General features: G+C 67.6%; 31 protein-coding genes. 18 read left to right on the top strand and 13 right to left on the bottom strand.

The genetic code is table 11. The features are described from left to right. Nucleotides 1–122: 122 nt before the first annotated feature. From ON36_RS34870 to ON36_RS17840, 17 genes are all read left to right on the top strand, one after another. Nucleotides 123–356 carry a hypothetical protein gene (locus ON36_RS34870; protein ID WP_157224925.1) on the top strand — a complete coding sequence of 78 codons (234 nt, stop codon included), beginning with the start codon at nt 123–125 and terminating at the stop codon, nt 354–356. 77 nt (nt 357–433) lie between these two features. Beyond that, on the top strand, nt 434–985 hold the full coding sequence (locus tag ON36_RS17905) for a hypothetical protein (RefSeq protein WP_043654555.1): 552 nt from the start codon (nt 434–436) through the stop codon (nt 983–985). Further along, on the top strand, nt 978–1,400 hold the full coding sequence (locus ON36_RS17900) for a hypothetical protein (RefSeq protein WP_043654553.1): 423 nt from the start codon (nt 978–980) through the stop codon (nt 1,398–1,400). The genes ON36_RS17905 and ON36_RS17900 overlap by 8 nt, the downstream gene beginning before the upstream one ends. After that, nucleotides 1,393–1,725 (top strand): hypothetical protein, encoded by a 333-nt coding sequence (locus ON36_RS17895; protein WP_157224924.1) that lies wholly within the window; start codon nt 1,393–1,395, stop codon nt 1,723–1,725. The genes ON36_RS17900 and ON36_RS17895 overlap by 8 nt, the downstream gene beginning before the upstream one ends. Next, the gene (locus tag ON36_RS32830; RefSeq protein WP_052314097.1) at nt 1,718–3,022 is read left to right on the top strand and encodes a hypothetical protein; all 1,305 of its coding nucleotides are present in this window, start codon (nt 1,718–1,720) and stop codon (nt 3,020–3,022) included. The genes ON36_RS17895 and ON36_RS32830 overlap by 8 nt, the downstream gene beginning before the upstream one ends. Then, on the top strand, nt 3,019–3,219 hold the full coding sequence (locus ON36_RS17885; protein ID WP_043654547.1) for a hypothetical protein: 201 nt from the start codon (nt 3,019–3,021) through the stop codon (nt 3,217–3,219). Before ON36_RS32830 ends, ON36_RS17885 begins: the two co-directional genes overlap by 4 nt. Before the next feature lie 15 nt (nt 3,220–3,234). Continuing rightward, complete coding sequence (locus tag ON36_RS17880; protein WP_043654545.1) at nt 3,235–3,462, top strand: hypothetical protein; 228 nt, start codon at nt 3,235–3,237, stop codon at nt 3,460–3,462. 9 nt (nt 3,463–3,471) lie between these two features. Further along, the gene (locus ON36_RS36260; protein ID WP_083885202.1) at nt 3,472–4,044 is read left to right on the top strand and encodes a DUF3310 domain-containing protein; all 573 of its coding nucleotides are present in this window, start codon (nt 3,472–3,474) and stop codon (nt 4,042–4,044) included. Continuing rightward, nucleotides 4,044–4,169 (top strand): hypothetical protein, encoded by a 126-nt coding sequence (locus ON36_RS36660; protein ID WP_281004869.1) that lies wholly within the window; start codon nt 4,044–4,046, stop codon nt 4,167–4,169. Before ON36_RS36260 ends, ON36_RS36660 begins: the two co-directional genes overlap by 1 nt. After that, the gene (locus tag ON36_RS34865) at nt 4,166–4,342 is read left to right on the top strand and encodes a hypothetical protein (protein WP_157224923.1); all 177 of its coding nucleotides are present in this window, start codon (nt 4,166–4,168) and stop codon (nt 4,340–4,342) included. Before ON36_RS36660 ends, ON36_RS34865 begins: the two co-directional genes overlap by 4 nt. Beyond that, complete coding sequence (locus tag ON36_RS17870) at nt 4,339–4,650, top strand: hypothetical protein (protein WP_043654542.1); 312 nt, start codon at nt 4,339–4,341, stop codon at nt 4,648–4,650. Before ON36_RS34865 ends, ON36_RS17870 begins: the two co-directional genes overlap by 4 nt. Beyond that, complete coding sequence (locus ON36_RS17865; protein ID WP_157224922.1) at nt 4,643–5,197, top strand: hypothetical protein; 555 nt, start codon at nt 4,643–4,645, stop codon at nt 5,195–5,197. Before ON36_RS17870 ends, ON36_RS17865 begins: the two co-directional genes overlap by 8 nt. Nucleotides 5,198–5,203: 6 nt before the next feature. Continuing rightward, nucleotides 5,204–5,446: a hypothetical protein gene (locus ON36_RS17860; protein WP_043654537.1), complete on the top strand. Its 243-nt coding sequence runs from the start codon at nt 5,204–5,206 to the stop codon at nt 5,444–5,446. Between the two features lie 2 nt (nt 5,447–5,448). Then, nucleotides 5,449–6,234: a VWA domain-containing protein gene (locus tag ON36_RS17855; protein WP_043654535.1), complete on the top strand. Its 786-nt coding sequence runs from the start codon at nt 5,449–5,451 to the stop codon at nt 6,232–6,234. 10 nt (nt 6,235–6,244) lie between these two features. After that, on the top strand, nt 6,245–6,577 hold the full coding sequence (locus ON36_RS17850) for a hypothetical protein (protein WP_043654532.1): 333 nt from the start codon (nt 6,245–6,247) through the stop codon (nt 6,575–6,577). Continuing rightward, complete coding sequence (locus ON36_RS17845) at nt 6,574–6,987, top strand: DUF2493 domain-containing protein (RefSeq protein WP_043654530.1); 414 nt, start codon at nt 6,574–6,576, stop codon at nt 6,985–6,987. The genes ON36_RS17850 and ON36_RS17845 overlap by 4 nt, the downstream gene beginning before the upstream one ends. 42 nt (nt 6,988–7,029) lie before the next feature. Beyond that, nucleotides 7,030–8,397, top strand: coding sequence for a hypothetical protein (locus ON36_RS17840; RefSeq protein WP_157224921.1), 1,368 nt, complete (start codon nt 7,030–7,032; stop codon nt 8,395–8,397). Nucleotides 8,398–8,616: 219 nt separating this feature from the next. Here the strand turns inward: ON36_RS17840 and ON36_RS34860 are convergent, their stop codons facing one another. Genes ON36_RS34860 through ON36_RS17830 form a run of 3 tightly spaced genes read right to left on the bottom strand, consistent with a single transcriptional unit; the run spans nt 8,617 to nt 9,415 of the window. Further along, nucleotides 8,617–8,778: a hypothetical protein gene (locus ON36_RS34860; protein WP_157224920.1), complete on the bottom strand. Its 162-nt coding sequence runs from the start codon at nt 8,776–8,778 to the stop codon at nt 8,617–8,619. 5 nt (nt 8,779–8,783) lie between these two features. Then, the gene (locus tag ON36_RS17835; protein ID WP_043654527.1) at nt 8,784–9,155 is read right to left on the bottom strand and encodes a hypothetical protein; all 372 of its coding nucleotides are present in this window, start codon (nt 9,153–9,155) and stop codon (nt 8,784–8,786) included. Continuing rightward, on the bottom strand, nt 9,152–9,415 hold the full coding sequence (locus ON36_RS17830; protein ID WP_043654524.1) for a hypothetical protein: 264 nt from the start codon (nt 9,413–9,415) through the stop codon (nt 9,152–9,154). Before ON36_RS17830 ends, ON36_RS17835 begins: the two co-directional genes overlap by 4 nt. Before the next feature lie 301 nt (nt 9,416–9,716). On the opposite strand from ON36_RS17830, the gene ON36_RS17825 reads away from it, so the two are divergent. Next, nucleotides 9,717–10,910 (top strand): helix-turn-helix domain-containing protein, encoded by a 1,194-nt coding sequence (locus ON36_RS17825; RefSeq protein WP_043654521.1) that lies wholly within the window; start codon nt 9,717–9,719, stop codon nt 10,908–10,910. Here ON36_RS17825 and ON36_RS17820 read toward each other — a convergent pair. The 10 genes from ON36_RS17820 to ON36_RS17775 all read right to left on the bottom strand — a co-directional run bounded on the left by ON36_RS17820 (nt 10,878) and on the right by ON36_RS17775 (nt 15,725). Next, on the bottom strand, nt 10,878–11,186 hold the full coding sequence (locus ON36_RS17820) for a hypothetical protein (protein ID WP_043654518.1): 309 nt from the start codon (nt 11,184–11,186) through the stop codon (nt 10,878–10,880). The two genes, ON36_RS17825 and ON36_RS17820, sit on opposite strands and share 33 nt — an antisense overlap. Nucleotides 11,187–11,209: 23 nt before the next feature. After that, nucleotides 11,210–11,509, bottom strand: coding sequence for a hypothetical protein (locus ON36_RS17815; RefSeq protein WP_043654515.1), 300 nt, complete (start codon nt 11,507–11,509; stop codon nt 11,210–11,212). 50 nt (nt 11,510–11,559) lie between these two features. Then, entirely contained in the window at nt 11,560–11,742 is a 183-nt protein-coding gene (locus ON36_RS17810; RefSeq protein WP_043654512.1) for a hypothetical protein, read from the bottom strand. Nucleotides 11,743–11,874: 132 nt separating this feature from the next. Continuing rightward, on the bottom strand, nt 11,875–12,819 hold the full coding sequence (locus ON36_RS17805; RefSeq protein WP_043654510.1) for a hypothetical protein: 945 nt from the start codon (nt 12,817–12,819) through the stop codon (nt 11,875–11,877). Next, nucleotides 12,806–13,237, bottom strand: a complete 432-nt coding sequence (locus tag ON36_RS17800) for a helix-turn-helix domain-containing protein (protein ID WP_043654507.1) — start codon at nt 13,235–13,237, stop codon at nt 12,806–12,808. Before ON36_RS17800 ends, ON36_RS17805 begins: the two co-directional genes overlap by 14 nt. Nucleotides 13,238–13,297: 60 nt before the next feature. After that, nucleotides 13,298–13,918, bottom strand: coding sequence for a hypothetical protein (locus ON36_RS17795; protein WP_043654504.1), 621 nt, complete (start codon nt 13,916–13,918; stop codon nt 13,298–13,300). 122 nt (nt 13,919–14,040) lie between these two features. Next, on the bottom strand, nt 14,041–14,217 hold the full coding sequence (locus ON36_RS17790; RefSeq protein ID WP_157224919.1) for a hypothetical protein: 177 nt from the start codon (nt 14,215–14,217) through the stop codon (nt 14,041–14,043). A 10-nt stretch (nt 14,218–14,227) separates the two neighbouring features. Further along, the gene (locus ON36_RS17785; RefSeq protein ID WP_043654500.1) at nt 14,228–14,797 is read right to left on the bottom strand and encodes a hypothetical protein; all 570 of its coding nucleotides are present in this window, start codon (nt 14,795–14,797) and stop codon (nt 14,228–14,230) included. Continuing rightward, a complete protein-coding gene (locus ON36_RS17780; protein ID WP_052314094.1) occupies nt 14,794–15,354 on the bottom strand; it encodes an HAD domain-containing protein in 561 nt (186 codons plus the stop codon). The genes ON36_RS17785 and ON36_RS17780 overlap by 4 nt, the downstream gene beginning before the upstream one ends. Then, the gene (locus tag ON36_RS17775) at nt 15,351–15,725 is read right to left on the bottom strand and encodes a hypothetical protein (protein ID WP_043654494.1); all 375 of its coding nucleotides are present in this window, start codon (nt 15,723–15,725) and stop codon (nt 15,351–15,353) included. The genes ON36_RS17780 and ON36_RS17775 overlap by 4 nt, the downstream gene beginning before the upstream one ends. Between the last annotated feature and the right edge of the window lie 161 nt (nt 15,726–15,886).

Below are 15,886 nucleotides of genomic sequence, written 5' to 3'. Positions count from 1 at the left end.
ACAAGCTATGAACCTCCGCCGTTAAACCGATCATGGAAAGCGCTTTAGGAAAGCGCTTTAGCGTATCGTTTTCTATGTTTCTGCTGCAACCTCGGAATTGTCGCTGGCGATACGATCGCGGCGTGACGGAAGCACTGGACAGGCTAATAGCCGCTACCAAGCGGTACGAGAGCCTAAACGAGCGCGTCGAAAAGGCGCGACAAGAAGTAATAGCGGCCGTTGTGAATGCATTACGCGAAGGCGAATTACCGACCAAGGTCGCCGAAGCCTCCCCGTACACCGCCCCGCACGTACGGAAGATCGCCCGCGAACACGGCATCGAACCCGGCACCCCCGGCCTGAAACCCCGTAAGTAGACCGCCGGCCGTGCGGCCCACTATCCGCACGGCCGCACGCGAAATCCTGGGTTTGACGCGCGCTCGAGAATGAGTGTGTGACCCCAGCGGAAATCCTCGAACTCCCCCTCGAACCCGGCAACGACAGCGGCGCCGACACCATTCGCGGCTACCTCATCGCGCTGCTCGCCGAGGTGTGGAAGTACACGGAAGGATTCAGCGGCAAGCGGCCGTTCGGCAACTCCGACTGGGTCTGGGACCTGTACGCGGCACTCGGCCGCGGCGGCGCCGTCCCCATCACCTTCGACGAACACGGCTACGTCGACAAGGTCGACACCCGCGAATGCGACCGGCTGATCGCCGCCGCCATCCGCGAACTCGAGCCGACCCGTCCTGTGCCGCCGGTCTATGACGTGCTTGTCACGCCGATGATCGATCACTCGTACCCCGATTGCTGGCATGTGCGGGTCACCGACTTCCCTGGTCGCACGCTCGACATCGCGGATCGACAGTTCTTGGCGAGTATCACCGCGCACTACATCGCGATCTGGACCGGCTTCCCGGAAGACAACATCACCGTGCGTCTGCACGAAGTCGGCCCCGAGACGATCATCCGGTTCGACGAGCAGGCCAAGGCCGCCGATGCCTGACCTCGACGACCTTGTGGGAAAGTGGCACGACGGCGACGACCCACGATCCCTGCGCGAATACCTCGGCATGACGCCGTGGATGTACAAGGCGTGGGTCGAAGACCCAACCAAATTCGGGACCGTGTCGACCCTCGACGAATGCGCGGCCAACATCCCAGGCTGGCGTATCACCCGCATGTTCGTCGTCGGGGAACTCGCGGACCAGGTACGCGCACGGATGAACGGCACGCCGGAAGCCCGCGTGTGGGCAAGCTTCGGCTACGACCTCGCCCGTCTCTCGTCGGTGCTGTCCTTCGACTGCTACATCTCGCCCAGCCAGATCGAGGATGTCAGCTTCGTTGTCGAAGGTCCCGGTCGCACCCCGGTGGACTTCACCGCGGTGCGGGCCTGGCTGGACGGTGACGCCGATGCCTGACCGCGAACTGTGCATGCTGCGGATCTACGGTGCGTCCGATGACCTTGTCGAACTGGAAGGCTACTTCCGCGAGGAGTTCAACGCCTGGCGGAAGGTCGTCACGATCCTGCTCACCGCGCCCTCCGGCGCCCAGCTGGCGGTCGCGGCTGAGTTCTGCGGCGCGACGCCAGTAACCGACGCCGAATGGGTCCTGTCTGTTCTGCACTCCGACCCTCGCTGGACCTACCCGATCCGGTTCGCTGAGCGCCCAGACCGCGCTGGTGACCCCGCACTGATCCTCGAAGTGCCGGACGGGACCACCGTCGAGGAGGTCGGGGATGCCTGACCGCGACATCGTGGACGAGATCGACGAACTCGTCGACTGGCAGATGTCCCAGTACGACAACCGGTCCGGCTACGACCACAACGTCAACCAGACCACCTGCCCCCACCCGTGGTGCCACGCCGACTGGCACGGCCTCGCCATCACCCGCCGCATGCAGCTCATGCGCCGCCTCGGCTACGTCGACCCCGAATACCGGTACGCCGACGACACCAGCCCCGTCGTCTGCCCCGGATCGACCTTCGACGGCGAATTCACGCCACCCGCCCAACCGTCCCCGGGGTTCGACGACGGAGGCGTGATCCCGCCAGCGTTCGAGTACCCCCGCTCGTACACCGACAACTACCTTCGCCCGAGCCCGACGAACCCGTGGGCACCGTGGACGTTCCGGTCGCTGCCCGCCGACCCGCTCGGCCTGGACGAGGGGCCGGTGGCCGGCGAACCGCGCTGGTGGCGCTGCGACGACACCACCGGCCTGCGCGCCAACGTGGTTGACCTCATGCAGCACGAGCTCGAAGCCCTCGACTCTCCCGCCCGTGTCGGGTTCTGGAACCATCACTGGGTTCTGCGCACCGGCCGCGAGACAATCGAACTCTACGCGGACCGGGAGAACCCGAACCCCTGGAAACGCGGTGTCGAGCCCGGCGGGCGGCCGTGGATGGAGATCTACACCGCCACACCACCATCCGCTGGCGTGTGGCGGCCGATGCACGGCGTCCTGGACATGGCGGGCGTCGCCGCGCTGCAAAACCTGCGATGCACCGTTCAAGTCAGTGGTGGCACCTGGCTGCGGAGCGACATCGTCGCGCTGCAACTGCGAGCCGTGCTGCAGCGCGCCGCCCGAGAGCGCTTCCCCGGTGTCGTGATTCACCTCTCTGAAACGGCCGTCAGCTCCGGTACGCCGACGCCTTCGGAAGCTATGGCCGACCGGTATCCAGTGACTGCCCAATGGGTGCCGAAGCCTGTCGGGGGAGTGATGGAGGGCGGGCACGCGCACGGGCGTTCCGTAGAGGTCAACGTCGAGCGCGTGGAAACCGTGGCTCCGGCCAGGTTCTCGCCGCTCGACTTCCAGAACCCGTCCCCCACGGTCGAGCTGAACACCGTCACCTACGAGCGCGCCGCGTACGACACGGTCACCCGTCGCTGGGTGTACCGGCCGCAGCGACCGCGGCTGCCGATTCGGCCGCAGGACGTCACCGTCCGGTTGTGGCGCGAGGACCCACAAGGCGAGGGCTGGCAGGAACTCGGCACCGCCGATGCGACCGCAATCCGATTCACCTCAGGAGACCACACAGCATGAATGACGCCTTCCTGCACCTCACCGACGACGAGGGCGACCCGGTGTACGTGCGCGCCAGCCAGGTCAGCGTGATCGCGGCCGACCCCGACGACCCCGACCGGACCATCGTCCAGGTCGACGGAAAGAGCCGGCAGTGCCGCGAATCCGTCGCCGACATCCTCGACTCCATCGCCTCGCTCGTCCTCGAAGTCGCCTGACCAGGAGACCCTCGCATGACCACCTCCATCGGCCGCGGCCTGATGCAGATCATCCCCGCGCAGTTCCGGCCGGCCGTCGAGCGTGAACCGCTGCTCGGCACCCCGTACGCGCGCGCGAGCCTGTTCGCCCTCCAGGGCAAGCACGTCTACCAGGGCACCGTCCCCGACGCCGAGAAGGCCCGCCGGCGCGCCCGCAACCGCGCCGCCCGCAAAGCCCGCAAGACCCAGCGGCGAGGCTGCTAGGAGGACCCGATGACCGACGTTGTGAATCACCCCGCGCACTACACGCAGTCGCGGTTCACCTGCGAATGCATCGCGATCACGCGGCACATGACGTTCTGCGCCGGGAATGCCTTCAAGTACATCTGGCGGCACCGCGAGAAGAACGGCGTCGAAGACCTCCGCAAGGCCGCGGTCTACCTGAAGTGGGCGCTCGAGGACCGCAGGATCTCGGTCCTCCCTGATGCCGCGTGGATTGTGTCTGAGCTGATCGAGGACCACGTCGCCGGCCCACTGCGCGCCCTCCCGAACGCGCCCGCCGTGTACCAGGCGCTGGAGCTGATCGCCGTCAGCGACGACTACGAGAGCGCGCTGCTGCTCGTGGAACAGGCCATCGCCGAGTACGAGTGCGCGCCGATCGTGTTGCCCGCCGACCAGTTCGACAAGCTGATGGCCGAGGGCGACCAGGCTGACCCGGCGCCGAAGCTGGCCGAGGCCGCGGTGAAGCCGCGCGCGTTCCGCCGCTCTGACCTGGAATGTTCGGGAAACTCGCCGATTCCGCGCGACACGGAATCCGGCAATTTCCCGAACATCGGGGAGCGCTGATGTCCGCACTCACCGAGGAAGACATGCAGCCCGAGCGCGTGCACCTCACCGACCAGCAGATAGCCGATCGCCGCCGCTGGGCCACCGAACTACTCACCCGCCGCAACCAGGACGACGACGCATGACCGTCATGGCGGACTGGCAGCCCACCAACCTCTGGTCGGTCCGCGACGAACACGGCCTCGCCATCATCGAAACCTCGGACGAGGAAGAGGCCCGCGACGTCGCCGCGTTCACCGGCCGACCACTACAACGCCTCTGGACCAGCACCCAGGGCGAATGGAGACCAACCGAATGACCGACATCCACCCCGAGATGGCTCAGCGCGCCCTCGCGTGGGCGAAAGCCAATGACGGTGGCCGCCTGTGCGTGTGGTGGCCCGCCGGATCGAAACCCGGCGACGGCTCCCGCCCGATCATGGCCATCAACTGGGACGGTGGCGGCACCGGCGAGCTTGGCGCGTTCTACGACGAGAAGGACGCCGAGGCGATGCAGACCATCTGCGACATCTTCAACTGGGCGCTCGACTCGCTGGCGCCCAGCGAGCGGGACTTCTACGGCACCCGCACCTACAAGGACGAACCCCTCGGAGGACACCATGGGTAGCAGCCCCTCAGCCGACGTGTACTTCGGCTACGACCTCCCCGAACCCGAGTACAACTACGACACCGACACCACCAACGAACCCCAGTGGATGCAGGACGACGAGGACTGGGAAGACGAACTCGCCCGCCGCCTCGGCTGGATCGAAGTCCCGTTCCCGGCCGACTACCCAGACGGGCGTCAGGAGCTGTGGCGACTCCCGCGCGAGGCACGCGAGCTCGCCGAGAAGACGATCCGCGACCGCCAGCAGACGTTCCAGGAGACCTCGCCGGACTACCAGGCGTGGTCAGCCAGCCGAGACCGCAGGCGCGAACTACTCGCCACGGTCCCGGTCGAGCTCGACTCCTACGGATGCGACGGCGGCGACCCGCAGTACGCCGTCCGTATCAAGGCGTCGGTTCAGCACGTGTATGGGTGGAGCTCCACACGCCTGAACCCGCTGGTGGAGCAGCCGGAATGGCGCGGCCAGCTCGCGCGGTTCGTCGAACTGCTCGGCCTGGACGTCGGCGACGCCGAACCCGGCTGGCACCTCAACTGCACCTACGGGTAGGCCGCCGTGAGCGTGTTCTGGGACGACCTCGCCGAAGACCTGAAGGACCCCGCGTTCCGGCGCGAGTGCATCGCGCACGCGCTGAGCATCAACATGCTCCACCAGCTCGGCCGATGCGGCATGGACGGCGGCGGATCCGTCGGCATCGACTCGAACGCCGGCTACGACGGCGAAGCCGCGATCGACTGCTACCAGCTCGCCGACGCCGTCCTCACCGTCCTCGACCACCCCACCGAACGGAGCACCTGACCATGGGCATCTTCACCCGCACCCGCCCCCAGGCCACCGCCGAAGTCGCCGCCAGCGTGCAGGCCGCGGCCCGCACCGTCACCCTCACCAAAGGCACCGGCCCCGCCGTCTCCCGCACGACCGTCGCCGCCGCCGGGGTCGACCTGGCAAAGAAGTTCGACAAGGCGGGCATCTCGCTGTCCAAGGCCGGTCTCGACGGAGTCCGCGCCGAGGCCGCCATGATCCTCGACCACTCCTACTCCATGGACTCCGGCTACCGGCGCGGCATGGTGCAGCAGCTCGTCGACCGCGCCCTCGCCTTCGCGTTGCAGATCGACGGCGACGGCCGGATCCCGGTTATCCCGTTCGACTCCCGCGTCTGGCCGACCGTCGAGGTCACCCTCGACAACTACGCCGGCGTCGTCGACCGCGACATCTTCCGCCCGAACCAGATGGGCGGCACCTACCTCGCCGCGGCTCTGGAGGTCGTGCTCGACATGGCGAAGACCACGACCGCGCCGCTGTACGTGGTGATCGTGACCGACGACGACCCGACCGACCGGCCGCAGGTCACCCGCATCCTGCAGGAGCTGAAGCGGTACCCCGTGTTCGTGAAGGTCCTGACGCTCGTCAACGCGCCGTACTGGGACAGCATGGACGACCTTGAGGTGCCCGGCCTGATCGACAACCTCGACGCCAAACAGATCCTCGACCCCGCCGGCATCACCGACCTCGCCTTCGCCGACGCCATGGTCGACGAATGGCACACCTGGGTCCAGGCGGCTACCGCCGCGGGCATCCTCGTGTAGGCAGATCGCTATGACCGTCAGCATTCGCCTCTTCGTGGAACCCGACGAGACGATCGATCGGTGGAACGACGTCGAAACCCTCGGTCACCTGGAAGAACTCGACGCTCGCGTCCGGCCGGTGGTCGAGCCCTTCGGCGGGCGCACCTCTGTCGTGCACCAGCCAGCGGGTAAGCCGTGGGCCTCACCGCCGGACGCCAATGTCGTCGTGGAACTCGATGACCTCGCCACGATCGCGCAGGCGCTCAAGACCGGCGCGCGGGTCGCGGCGGCACTGGCTGACGCTGGCCATGCGGTGAGCAGCGTGGACGTGCAGGACTGGCAATACGTGGTGGCCCTCGCGTGAAACGACTGCTGGTCACCGGCTCGCGGGACTGGACCGATCGGCAGGTCATCCGGGACGCGCTCGCCGCGGCGTGGCGTCACCTGCAACCGGGCCCGATCATCCTCGTACACGGGGCGGCCGAGGGCGCCGACTCGATCGCGGCGGACATCTGGGGGAGCGCTGGTCTGCCGCTCGAGCCGCATCCGGCCGACTGGGAGCACTGCGACCCTGCTTGCAAGCACGCGCCGCGGTATCGCCGCGACGGAACCCCGTACTGCCCGGCCGCCGGCCCGCGCCGCAACCTCGAGATGATCCGGCTCGGCGCCGACCTGTGCCTGGCGTTCCCACTCGGCAAGTCGATCAGCACCCAGCACTGCATGCGGCACGCCCGCGCCGCCGGAATCCCTGTGTGGGACCACTCTCCGAGGTGAAACTCGATCGTGCGTGTCGGTGGCGATGTTTACGATCGTGTGATGGACCTTGACCTCACCGTCTACCCCAAGGGTGACAGGCAACTGTGGGAGATCGTCGAGTACATCCGAGACAACGGCGACAGGACCGAGACCCACTACCTAGAGGCCAAGAGCGACGTCGACGTCACAACGAAGAGCGGTCAGGCGAAGGTCGCGAAGTACATCCTGGGTGCGTCCAACCGCATGCCGGACGTCGCGGCGAAGTACTTCGCCGGCCACGCACTCATGGTGATCGGCGTTGCACACGGATCAATCGACGGCGTCGCCCAGATCGACGAGAAGGACCTGCGTAGCCGCGTCGGCCAGTACACCGGATTCGGCAGCAAACCTGGATGGGAGATCCGGCAACTCCCGGTAGCGGGCACAACCAAGGTCGTCCTCATCATCATGGTCGACCCGCCTGAGCACGGATCAACCATCTACGCATGTCAGAAGGAATTCTCGGACGGCACCAAGAGCACTCCGCTGCTCCGCAACGGGGCAGTCTACGTTCGCCCAACCAGCGAGACACGGGAAGCGAACGCAGCGGAGATCGACGACCTCGTCGCTAGGCTGCGAGCGGGCGGCCCGCCGGATGCCAACGTTGACGTTTTGGTCACAGGCGCCGCATACCGGGCCAAGTATCCATCTGGCTTGAAGCAGCAGTGGATCGACGACGTACGCAAACACCTCGCCCGAGGGAGCGCCCGCGCCCAGGGCGGCCGCGCGTTCGGCTCACTCGGCTACCTGGGCGTAGACAACCGCAGCGCCGCGGAGTTCGACGAGGAGCTCGATAACTGGGAATACCTAGTCAAAAAGTCGTGGAGTGAGTTCTTGCTCGCGGTGATCTGGAGCAAAGCCGAGCGACCGCACCTGCAGATCGTGAACCATGGTCAGTCGTACTTGCGCGAGGTGGAGATCGAGGTCGAATTCCAGTCCGGTGTAGCTGGCATAGTGAAAGCACAGGACGCGGTGGATGACATTCTTCCGGACCTGCCTCCTGCGTGGGGCACACGCCCCCCGCTGCTCGGGTCAACGCCTGGCTGGCCTGCCATCGCGGGCCTCGGGCGCAGTGACTTTCAGATACCTGAAGGGTTCCGGCTCGTGAATCCTCGCGATGATTCTGCCGCGGCGTTCATGAACCTCGCCGATGTTCGTCCCCGTCGCTACTCACCGATCGCCGGCGACTTCGTGCTGCTCGTGCTCAACAATGTCCCGCCAGAGGCTGAGGAAGTCAGTGGTTCCTGGGAACTGACTGCGGCGGACCAGACCCGAAATTACCGGGGCGAGTTCACCCTGCCTACGAAACGCGTCGATATCACCGAAGCGCTCCTACGGCTGCTGTACGACGCAAACCAGATTGGGCGGCCTGAGCTGCCAGCCTCGTAACTGGCCAGCTGCCGGGGTATCGTGTCCCGGTCACTACACACAGCTTCGGCTCGCGTGGGGGCGGTTTACCCAGCAGAAGGCCCCGATCCGTCGGGGCCTTCTCGCTATCCCCACCCCGCAGACAGCGAACCCCCGACACCATGACCACATGGATGCCGGGGGCCGCTACCCCGCGCGACTTGTGACGGAAGCTGCGGGGCAGAACAGGGGGTGAAGCAACTACTCCGGGGACACGTCCGGGTTGTGCGCGCTCACCGCCGACTTGCGGGTGTTCGAGCAGCTGGAGTGGCCGAAGGCCGCCTCCTGCCGCGCGTCGAAGAAGCTGGCGTTGGAGTTGCCGGCGTTGCCATCAGGCCCGGCAGTCCCGAGGATCTGCTGCATCTGGGTTACTCACCTCCTCTCAACAGTCCGAAATCGGACTCGCCGACGGAGAACCGCCGCGAGTAGGTTCGTTCGGGCTCGACGACGTTCACGTCGACGACCGCCTCGAAAAGCTCTTGGGGGATCGCGCCGCCCTCGAACACCTCGAGGGACGGCACGAACACCGCCTCGGCCTCCAGCTCGCCGATGATCGCGAGCAGCACCGCGACCGGCTGCTCGGCGCCGACCGGGTTCACGGTCCGCGCGTACACGTAGCCGTACCGGTCGGCCAGGTCCCGCATCCCGCGGCGCTCGCGCGCCGAGCGCAGATCGGCGAAGCTGGTCCGCTGGTAGCCGACCGCGACCGGCGGCTTCGTGTCCGGATCGGGGTCGGTCACGAAGCCGCTGCCTGCCGACGCGGGTACGGGTGCTGGTCGGCATAGTTCAGCCCGGCCAGGGTCGGCCGCCACTGGTTGCGCCCGCCGTGACTCGCCAGCCGCTGCTCGGCCAGCCGCTTCAGCAGCTTCCTGGTGTGGGGCTCGCTGTGGTTCGTGAGCTTCGCGAGCATCTCTGCCGACTGGGGTTCTTCGTCGCAGTACTTGATGACCATCGCGAGCATCCACTGCTCCAACGCGCTCGGCCCCTTGCGGGTGCTCATCGCGCGACCTGGCCGGTCGGGCTAGCGACCCACAGGCCGGAGAAGTACTGCCACACCAGACCGCGGCGCCGCAACCGTCGCGCCGCCAGATACACACGCCACCGCGGCTTTTCGACCGAGGCCGCGAGCGCCGAGAGAGACAGCTGTCCGCCCGGGCGTAACGCGTCAAGCACCGCCTGCTGTGTATCGTCTATCGCTGTCATCCCATCCCCTCAGATGCGGCCGGGTGCGATGCCCCGGCGAGGCGTTGAAGATGACGCTACGACCGTGTGAACGTTCGATTGTTCAATGATTGTTCAAAATGAACAGGCGTAGTGTGCAGGGCATGAAGCAGGGCGACGACGTCGGCGAGAACATCGCGAAGTACCGCAACCTGGCCGGCCTCACCCAGGAACAACTTGCGCGCCGGGCCGGCGTATCACGATCCATGCTGTCCAAGGTCGAGAAAGGCCACGCGTCCGCATCCACCACCTGGATCGGCGCCATCGCCAGCGCGCTCGCGATCGACGCGTCACGGCTGTACGGCACCGCCGAGGACTACGCAGACCTCGCCGACGTGCTGCCCGTCCTGCGGCGCTCGCTCGCCGCGACCGACCTCATGGATCCCGACCTCGAGCCGCGGCCGATCCAGGACCTGCGCTTCCAGTCCGCCCAGGTCGCCGAGTGGCGCAAGAACACCAAGTACCGCAAGATCATCGGCGCATTGCCTGACCTCGTCGATCAGCTTCTCATCTCCGGCAACGACGTCGGCGCGCCGGCCTACACCCTGCTCACCGACGCCTACCGCGCCGCGAACACCGTCGCGCACAAGCTCGGATACACCGACCTCAGCCTCACCGCGACCGAGCGGATGGAATGGGCCGCAACACGATCCGGCGACCCGCTGCTCCTTGCCACCGTCGCCTACGTCAAGGCGGCCACGCTGGCCCGCGTCGGCGCCACCAAGCAGGCTCTGCGGCTGATCGAGAAGACCCTCGGCGACATCGAACCGCTCGTCGACGAAGACGCCACCGCCGGAGCAGTGTTCACCATCCTTCACATGCGTGCCGGCACCATCGCGGCCGCAACCGGGCAGGCCGACGCCTCCCGCTCACACCTGCGCGAGGCCGCGCAGATGGCGCCACACATCGGCGGCGACCGCATCATCTACGACACCCCCGTCGGTCCGACCAACCTGGCGCTCTACCAGCTGTGCGCCGAGGTCGACCTGGGCGAGCCCGGCCGCGCGATGGAGATCGCCCGCAGCACGCGGATGCCGAAGGGGTTCCCCAAGGAACGTCAAGCCTACTTCTGGATCGACACCGCCCGCGCGCACCTGCTGGCCGGTGATGTCGACGAGGCGATCAACGCACTGTGCGAGTCGCGGATGGCGTCTTCGGAGCACTTCCGGTCCAGCTCCGCGGTGAAGTCGGTGATCAAGACCGCGGCCAAGCAGCAGCGCCGTGCCAGCGGCAGCCTGCGTTCACTCGCGAACGCCGCCGGTATCGCGGACTGATCGGCCGTCGAATGGCCGGTGCACGCAGGCCGCGGTCTCGGGCGGCCACAGGATGACCGCGTCGCAGGTGCGGCACCGGTAGGAGCGGTGGCAGCCGGTGCCGGGCACGTCGGGGCACATGACCGAGCCGACGATGACCCGGTTCGGGCCGAGCGGGTGGCCGGCCGGGCAGGCGGCGGGGGAGGGGCTGGCCCATCCGCCGCGGACCCGGTAGAGCTGGCTGGGGTCGAGGCCGGTCGTGGAGCCGAGCCGCCACACGATCGGATTCGAACACATGAGCGAATCGTAGCGGCGGCTGGTCAGTACCGGAAGTCGCCGAGGTCGATTGGCGGCGGCCCGGACTCGGCCTCATCGAGCATGTCTCGCATCCGCTCCAGCACGACAGCCGAAGGCTCACCCGGCCGGTAGCCGACGTGCGGCATGGCCAGGATCGCCAGCGCGTCCCGGACGTCGGCCAGGCTCGGCGGGTCGGCCACCTCGGCGACCAGGAGCGCGTGCAGCTGCTCCGCGGTGAGCGGCCGGTCCGGCTCGATGTGGTCGATCACCACCGCCATGACCGCGGCCTGCTCGGCCGGGATCGGGTCGTCGTCCTCGGGCACCCTGCCAGGCTAACGCCGGGTGGCCCCCGCCGGAGCGGGGGCCGGGCCGGTCAGCGGTTGCGGGCCCACATGGTCTCGAGGAGGGCGTCGATCTCGGCGGCCTGCTGGGGGGAGGCGATCAGGGCGACGCGGCGGGCGAAGGTCTCGGCGTCGCAGGCGGCGCGGTAGGTGTTGGCGGCGGCGACCTGGGTGGCGATGGTGGGGATCATCTTGGCGGCGAGCTTGGTGTCCATGTCGGTCTCCCTCTGGGGGTGGGGGCTGGCCGTTGCCTGCCCCGCTGATGACCCAACTATAGGTCGTAAATTACGACCGGTCAAGTCTCTCGGGAAAGCCCGGAACACAATCCCCGCCGCAGACCGAAACCATCATCTGCGCCACACATTGACCCGCTCGCGCACCAGCAACGGCGCGCCGTCAGGGCCCTTCACGTGGTCCGGGATCCAGATGCGTTTGCGCTGCGCGCGGTCCGGCCCGTGGGGCTGGTTGCGCCAGTGTCCGGTCACGACCCATCGGTGCGAGTACCGGCCGGGTTTCTCCTCCGGCTCGTGGTCAGGGTCGGTCGCCTGATAGAGGCGGCGCAGGTCGATGATGTTGACCTCGGCGACCGCCTTGCCGAGCCGGGCGTGGGCGCGAGCGGTCTTCTTGTCCGGTTCGGCCCGGCCGGTCCATGCCACGGTGGGCTGCTGCATCAGATGCCAGGTCGCGATCAACGCGCGCCGCACTGTGTCAGCGGGACGGTCGGCGCTACCGGTAGCGCCGACGTCTTCGGTGGTGCTGATCGGGATCAACGGCGGGGTGGACGTGTCGTCGAGCTGGATGTCAGCCGCGCTCAGCCCGTCGCGGATCCGCCAGCGGGCGACGTAGAAGCACAACAGCAGACCACGGCCACCGGCCATCGGCCCCCAAGACACGGCATCGACAGGGCAGTCGATGTCTCCGTAGGTGACCGCACCGACGCCGCCGTCGAACAGCAGCAGGCCGGTGCGCGACGGCGCGAGACAGACGTCGAAGTCGATCTCGTCGAGATCCAGTGCCGCACCGGCCGACACTGCCAGTGCGGCCATGTCGACCGAAACCCAGTACAACTCGGAGATTTCCAGGTGACGCGTGATCTGAGGCAGCAACGGTTCGGCGCTGACCGAGCTCTCGTCGTAGGACGGCGCCGCGGTGAACTGGCGGGTCTGGTCGCGCAGCTTCGGCAGGGCGGTCGCGCGGATGCGTCCCGCCGATGTACGCGCTGCGGGTGCTCGTTTCAGCGCCTCGCCAAGGCTGACCTGCTGGCCTGGCACCAAACTGTCAGCCTGCTGCATCACTGCTCCAGTAGTCGATCGACACGCCCGGCACTTCCTGGACCGCGCGGGCGACCACAGCCCGATGCCACGCGGCCGGACGGGTCTCCTCGGGGAAGTGCTGGTGGAATTCGCGATCGGTGCGGTAGGTGAGCACCGCGGGCTCGGCCATGTCGTTGAGCACGGCGACGAGACGTCCGACCATCTCACCGGCGTGCGCCTCCAGGGCTTCCATGGCTTCGCGGACAGCTTCGGGGATGACGCGCTGCCCGCCCTCCCAGCGCTGCACGCTGCGTTCGTCGACGTTGAACTGTTCGGACAGCCACCTCGTGGTCAGGCCGAGGTACTCACGCACGACCTTGAACTCGGCCGCGGTCATCGGTCCGATCGGGTTGCCCTCTAGGTCGAGTTCCGACGTCTCGGCGGGGTTGGTGGGCATGAGGCGCTCCTAAGGTGGGAATGGCCGCTCACCCGGGGGAGGGCGAGCGGCCATGTGGGGTCAGTTGCCGGAGTCGACGCCGAGGAACGCCCGGCCGCCGGCGCCCGCGACGGGGTCGCTGTAGGCGTCGCGCTCGACGTCGAGGCCGGTGTTGATGTTCCAGGTGGCGATGTGGACGAGGTCGGCGAGCTGCGCGACGGCGATGCGGGTCTGGCCATCGTCCTCGCTGGGCTCCCAGTCGCGCGCGTTCCACGCCTTGGCGTGCTCGGTGGCCTGACCCTCGAGGTCGCCGGTGACCGGCCCGATCGCCCAGGCATCGCCTCCGCGCTCCATGTAGACGGCGCCGGAGTTGTCCTCGTAGATCCAGACGGAGGGGGCCTCGTGCTTTTCGGCGATGGCCCAGAAATCGATCTCGTCGACGATGGCCTTGATGTCGAGGCGGCCGTCGTCGCTGGCCGGGTAGCCGCTGTAGTCGGCGTCGAGCTCGGCGATGAACTCGTCGCCGACCAGCTGCAGACCCTCGGGCAGCGCGGCGTCGATCGCGGCGCGGTACTCGCCTTCGATGGCGTCGATGTCGTATTCGTTGGCGAACTCGCCGAGGCTTTCGATGATGGTCTGGCCGACGGACACGGCGTAGCTGTCGACGCGGTTGTTCCAGGTGCCGGCGGTGGTGGTGGTCATCGGATGCTCCCTCTGGGGGTGAGGGCTGGCCGTTTGCCTGCCCTGCTGACATCACTAACTATAGGTCGTAATTTACGACCTGTCTAGGGGTTGGTGTGAAAACCTCACTGCCCCAATCGCCGTCACTCCACCGGCCGCAGCAGATCTGCCCGCCACCAGTGCGGATACACCCCCGGATGCTCGCCGGCATCCGCCCGCACGACCTTCACGATCGCCGGGTCGTCGTCGAACTCGACCACCTCGTAGACGGTGGACACCGTCTCACCTAGCCGGACCTTGTCACCAACCTGGAAACTCACCGGGGCCACCCTAGTCGCCGCGGTCGGCTTTGAGATCGCGGCCGAGCTGCTCGACATGCTCGGCACACAGCGGATGCGGGTGACCGCCGTCCTCGCTCGGCTGGACCACGATCACCTCGGCGGGCTCGTCGCACACATCGCACGTCCACGGCTCGTCGTCCTCGTGCGCGTCGTCTTCCTGCTCGGCGGCGGGCACGAAATGAGCGTCCTCGAGGTCGGGTTCCTGGCTGTCGTCCCACGGCCCAAACTCGTCAGCCGGGTAGACGATGAACGCCACGTCGGCCGGGGTCATGCCGAGCGCCGCCGCGATCCGTTTCACCGGCGCCGGGTCGTTGTCGTCGACCTCGCCCCACGCCGCCCACACGGCCTTCTCGACCTCGGTCGGCGCGGCCATCTTCCCCCGCAGGATCCCGGCGAGCTGGTCGAGCATCGACACCAGCACGTCGGGGGTCGGCTCGGCGGGCGGGCGGCCCTCAGTGAACTCGATCTCCCCGGTGTGGGGGACATGCAGGAGGGCGTGGCCGATCCGCATCAGGTCTCGGCGCGTGTAGATCGGCTGGTCGAGCGGGTCGGTGGTCATGCGGCCGATCCTGCCACGCCGGACTGACACGTGCCCCACGCCTCGAGTGTCGTGAAGTCGTCGTCGAGCAGCCCCTTCGCCGGGTCGACGTAGCGCAGGAGCGCGGGCCCGTCGTGGTAGCAGTCCACGTACTCGCGGTCGCGGCGGGTGATGCAGTCGTCGACCCACGCGAACGGCCGCCCCGCCGCATGGTCGATCAGCTGGGGCGTCTTCCAGTACGTGCCCGAAACGTTCAGCCGCGGCCGATCGTCCCACTCGACGACCGGCAGCTCCGGCAACCCGATCAGCGGACCGATCATCGCGTTGGCCTCGTGCTCCCAGGTGGTCGCCCACACCAGCTCGAACACGCCGGCCAGGGCGAGCAGCCGCGGCCCGTGCTCGGTGTTCAGCCACACACGCAGCGGGGTGACCCGCTCGGGCGGGGTGTTCGGATGCCGGGCCAGCCACTCAGCGGGCATCAGCCGGTGGGTTTCGTACCCGGCCGGACGCTTCTCCGGCTTCGCGCCGAACGGGTTCAGCGGGCCGTCGACGTCGAGGTACAGCAGCGGTTTCATCATTTGAGGTCTCGCTTTCGATGCGCGGCGAGGCTGCCCCGTACCGCGGTCAGCACGGACGCGCCGCGCTTGGGATTGAGGGTGCTGCCCAGCCGTGCGACCTGAACGATCGTGACCGGCGACCAGTCCTGCGTGGCGGCAACCATGCGACGCAGGTCCTCCAGCACGAGCGGCTCGACGACACCGCTCGTCTTCTCCTCGGGCGGCCCGCATGTGGGACGTTTCACCACCGTGTATCCGGAGGCGATGAGGCGCTCGGCGTACACCTGGCTCCGCTCGCGCCTGGTCTGGATCTCGATCGCCTCGCCGAGGGTCGACCAACCGAATGCCCACGCCTCGGGGTCGAGAAGCTTGGCCAGGTCGTCGCTGTTCATGCTGCTCTCCTAGCGAGGAGTCGTTGCTTGCGTTGCGCGTCGGTCGGTTCGATCCACTGATGCCAGCCGCTGCCCGGCCCATCCGGGTGCCAGAGGTTGAGGTGCTCCTCGCGGTCGACATCACACAACCCACACGCATTCGGGCTGATCGGGGTGTCGCG

This window comes from Nocardia thailandica NBRC 100428, assembly GCF_000308795.1.
GTDB lineage: Bacteria > Actinomycetota > Actinomycetes > Mycobacteriales > Mycobacteriaceae > Nocardia > Nocardia thailandica.
Note: the sequence above shows the minus strand (reverse complement) of the source record. Positions and strands in the feature narration are given on the sequence as shown.

Excerpts from the sequence above, each read along its gene's own strand:
- ON36_RS17825 (WP_043654521.1), top strand. The coding sequence starts at position 9,717 with ATGAACAGGCGTAGTGTGCAGGGCATGAAGCAGGGCGACGACGTCGGC.
- ON36_RS17865 (WP_157224922.1), top strand. The coding sequence starts at position 4,643 with ATGGGTAGCAGCCCCTCAGCCGACGTGTACTTCGGCTACGACCTCCCC.
- ON36_RS17895 (WP_157224924.1), top strand. The coding sequence starts at position 1,393 with ATGCCTGACCGCGAACTGTGCATGCTGCGGATCTACGGTGCGTCCGAT.
- ON36_RS17880 (WP_043654545.1), top strand. The coding sequence starts at position 3,235 with ATGACCACCTCCATCGGCCGCGGCCTGATGCAGATCATCCCCGCGCAG.
- ON36_RS17870 (WP_043654542.1), top strand. The coding sequence starts at position 4,339 with ATGACCGACATCCACCCCGAGATGGCTCAGCGCGCCCTCGCGTGGGCG.
- ON36_RS17805 (WP_043654510.1), bottom strand. The coding sequence starts at position 12,819 with ATGCAGCAGGCTGACAGTTTGGTGCCAGGCCAGCAGGTCAGCCTTGGC.
- ON36_RS32830 (WP_052314097.1), top strand. The coding sequence starts at position 1,718 with ATGCCTGACCGCGACATCGTGGACGAGATCGACGAACTCGTCGACTGG.
- ON36_RS17775 (WP_043654494.1), bottom strand. The coding sequence starts at position 15,725 with ATGAACAGCGACGACCTGGCCAAGCTTCTCGACCCCGAGGCGTGGGCA.
- ON36_RS34865 (WP_157224923.1), top strand. The coding sequence starts at position 4,166 with ATGACCGTCATGGCGGACTGGCAGCCCACCAACCTCTGGTCGGTCCGC.
- ON36_RS36260 (WP_083885202.1), top strand. The coding sequence starts at position 3,472 with ATGACCGACGTTGTGAATCACCCCGCGCACTACACGCAGTCGCGGTTC.
- ON36_RS17855 (WP_043654535.1), top strand. The coding sequence starts at position 5,449 with ATGGGCATCTTCACCCGCACCCGCCCCCAGGCCACCGCCGAAGTCGCC.
- ON36_RS17820 (WP_043654518.1), bottom strand. The coding sequence starts at position 11,186 with ATGTGTTCGAATCCGATCGTGTGGCGGCTCGGCTCCACGACCGGCCTC.
- ON36_RS17800 (WP_043654507.1), bottom strand. The coding sequence starts at position 13,237 with ATGCCCACCAACCCCGCCGAGACGTCGGAACTCGACCTAGAGGGCAAC.
- ON36_RS17840 (WP_157224921.1), top strand. The coding sequence starts at position 7,030 with ATGGACCTTGACCTCACCGTCTACCCCAAGGGTGACAGGCAACTGTGG.
- ON36_RS17850 (WP_043654532.1), top strand. The coding sequence starts at position 6,245 with ATGACCGTCAGCATTCGCCTCTTCGTGGAACCCGACGAGACGATCGAT.
- ON36_RS17810 (WP_043654512.1), bottom strand. The coding sequence starts at position 11,742 with ATGGACACCAAGCTCGCCGCCAAGATGATCCCCACCATCGCCACCCAG.
- ON36_RS17885 (WP_043654547.1), top strand. The coding sequence starts at position 3,019 with ATGAATGACGCCTTCCTGCACCTCACCGACGACGAGGGCGACCCGGTG.
- ON36_RS17830 (WP_043654524.1), bottom strand. The coding sequence starts at position 9,415 with ATGAGCACCCGCAAGGGGCCGAGCGCGTTGGAGCAGTGGATGCTCGCG.
- ON36_RS34860 (WP_157224920.1), bottom strand. The coding sequence starts at position 8,778 with ATGCAGCAGATCCTCGGGACTGCCGGGCCTGATGGCAACGCCGGCAAC.
- ON36_RS17900 (WP_043654553.1), top strand. The coding sequence starts at position 978 with ATGCCTGACCTCGACGACCTTGTGGGAAAGTGGCACGACGGCGACGAC.
- ON36_RS17795 (WP_043654504.1), bottom strand. The coding sequence starts at position 13,918 with ATGACCACCACCACCGCCGGCACCTGGAACAACCGCGTCGACAGCTAC.
- ON36_RS17785 (WP_043654500.1), bottom strand. The coding sequence starts at position 14,797 with ATGACCACCGACCCGCTCGACCAGCCGATCTACACGCGCCGAGACCTG.
- ON36_RS36660 (WP_281004869.1), top strand. The coding sequence starts at position 4,044 with ATGTCCGCACTCACCGAGGAAGACATGCAGCCCGAGCGCGTGCACCTC.
- ON36_RS17780 (WP_052314094.1), bottom strand. The coding sequence starts at position 15,354 with ATGATGAAACCGCTGCTGTACCTCGACGTCGACGGCCCGCTGAACCCG.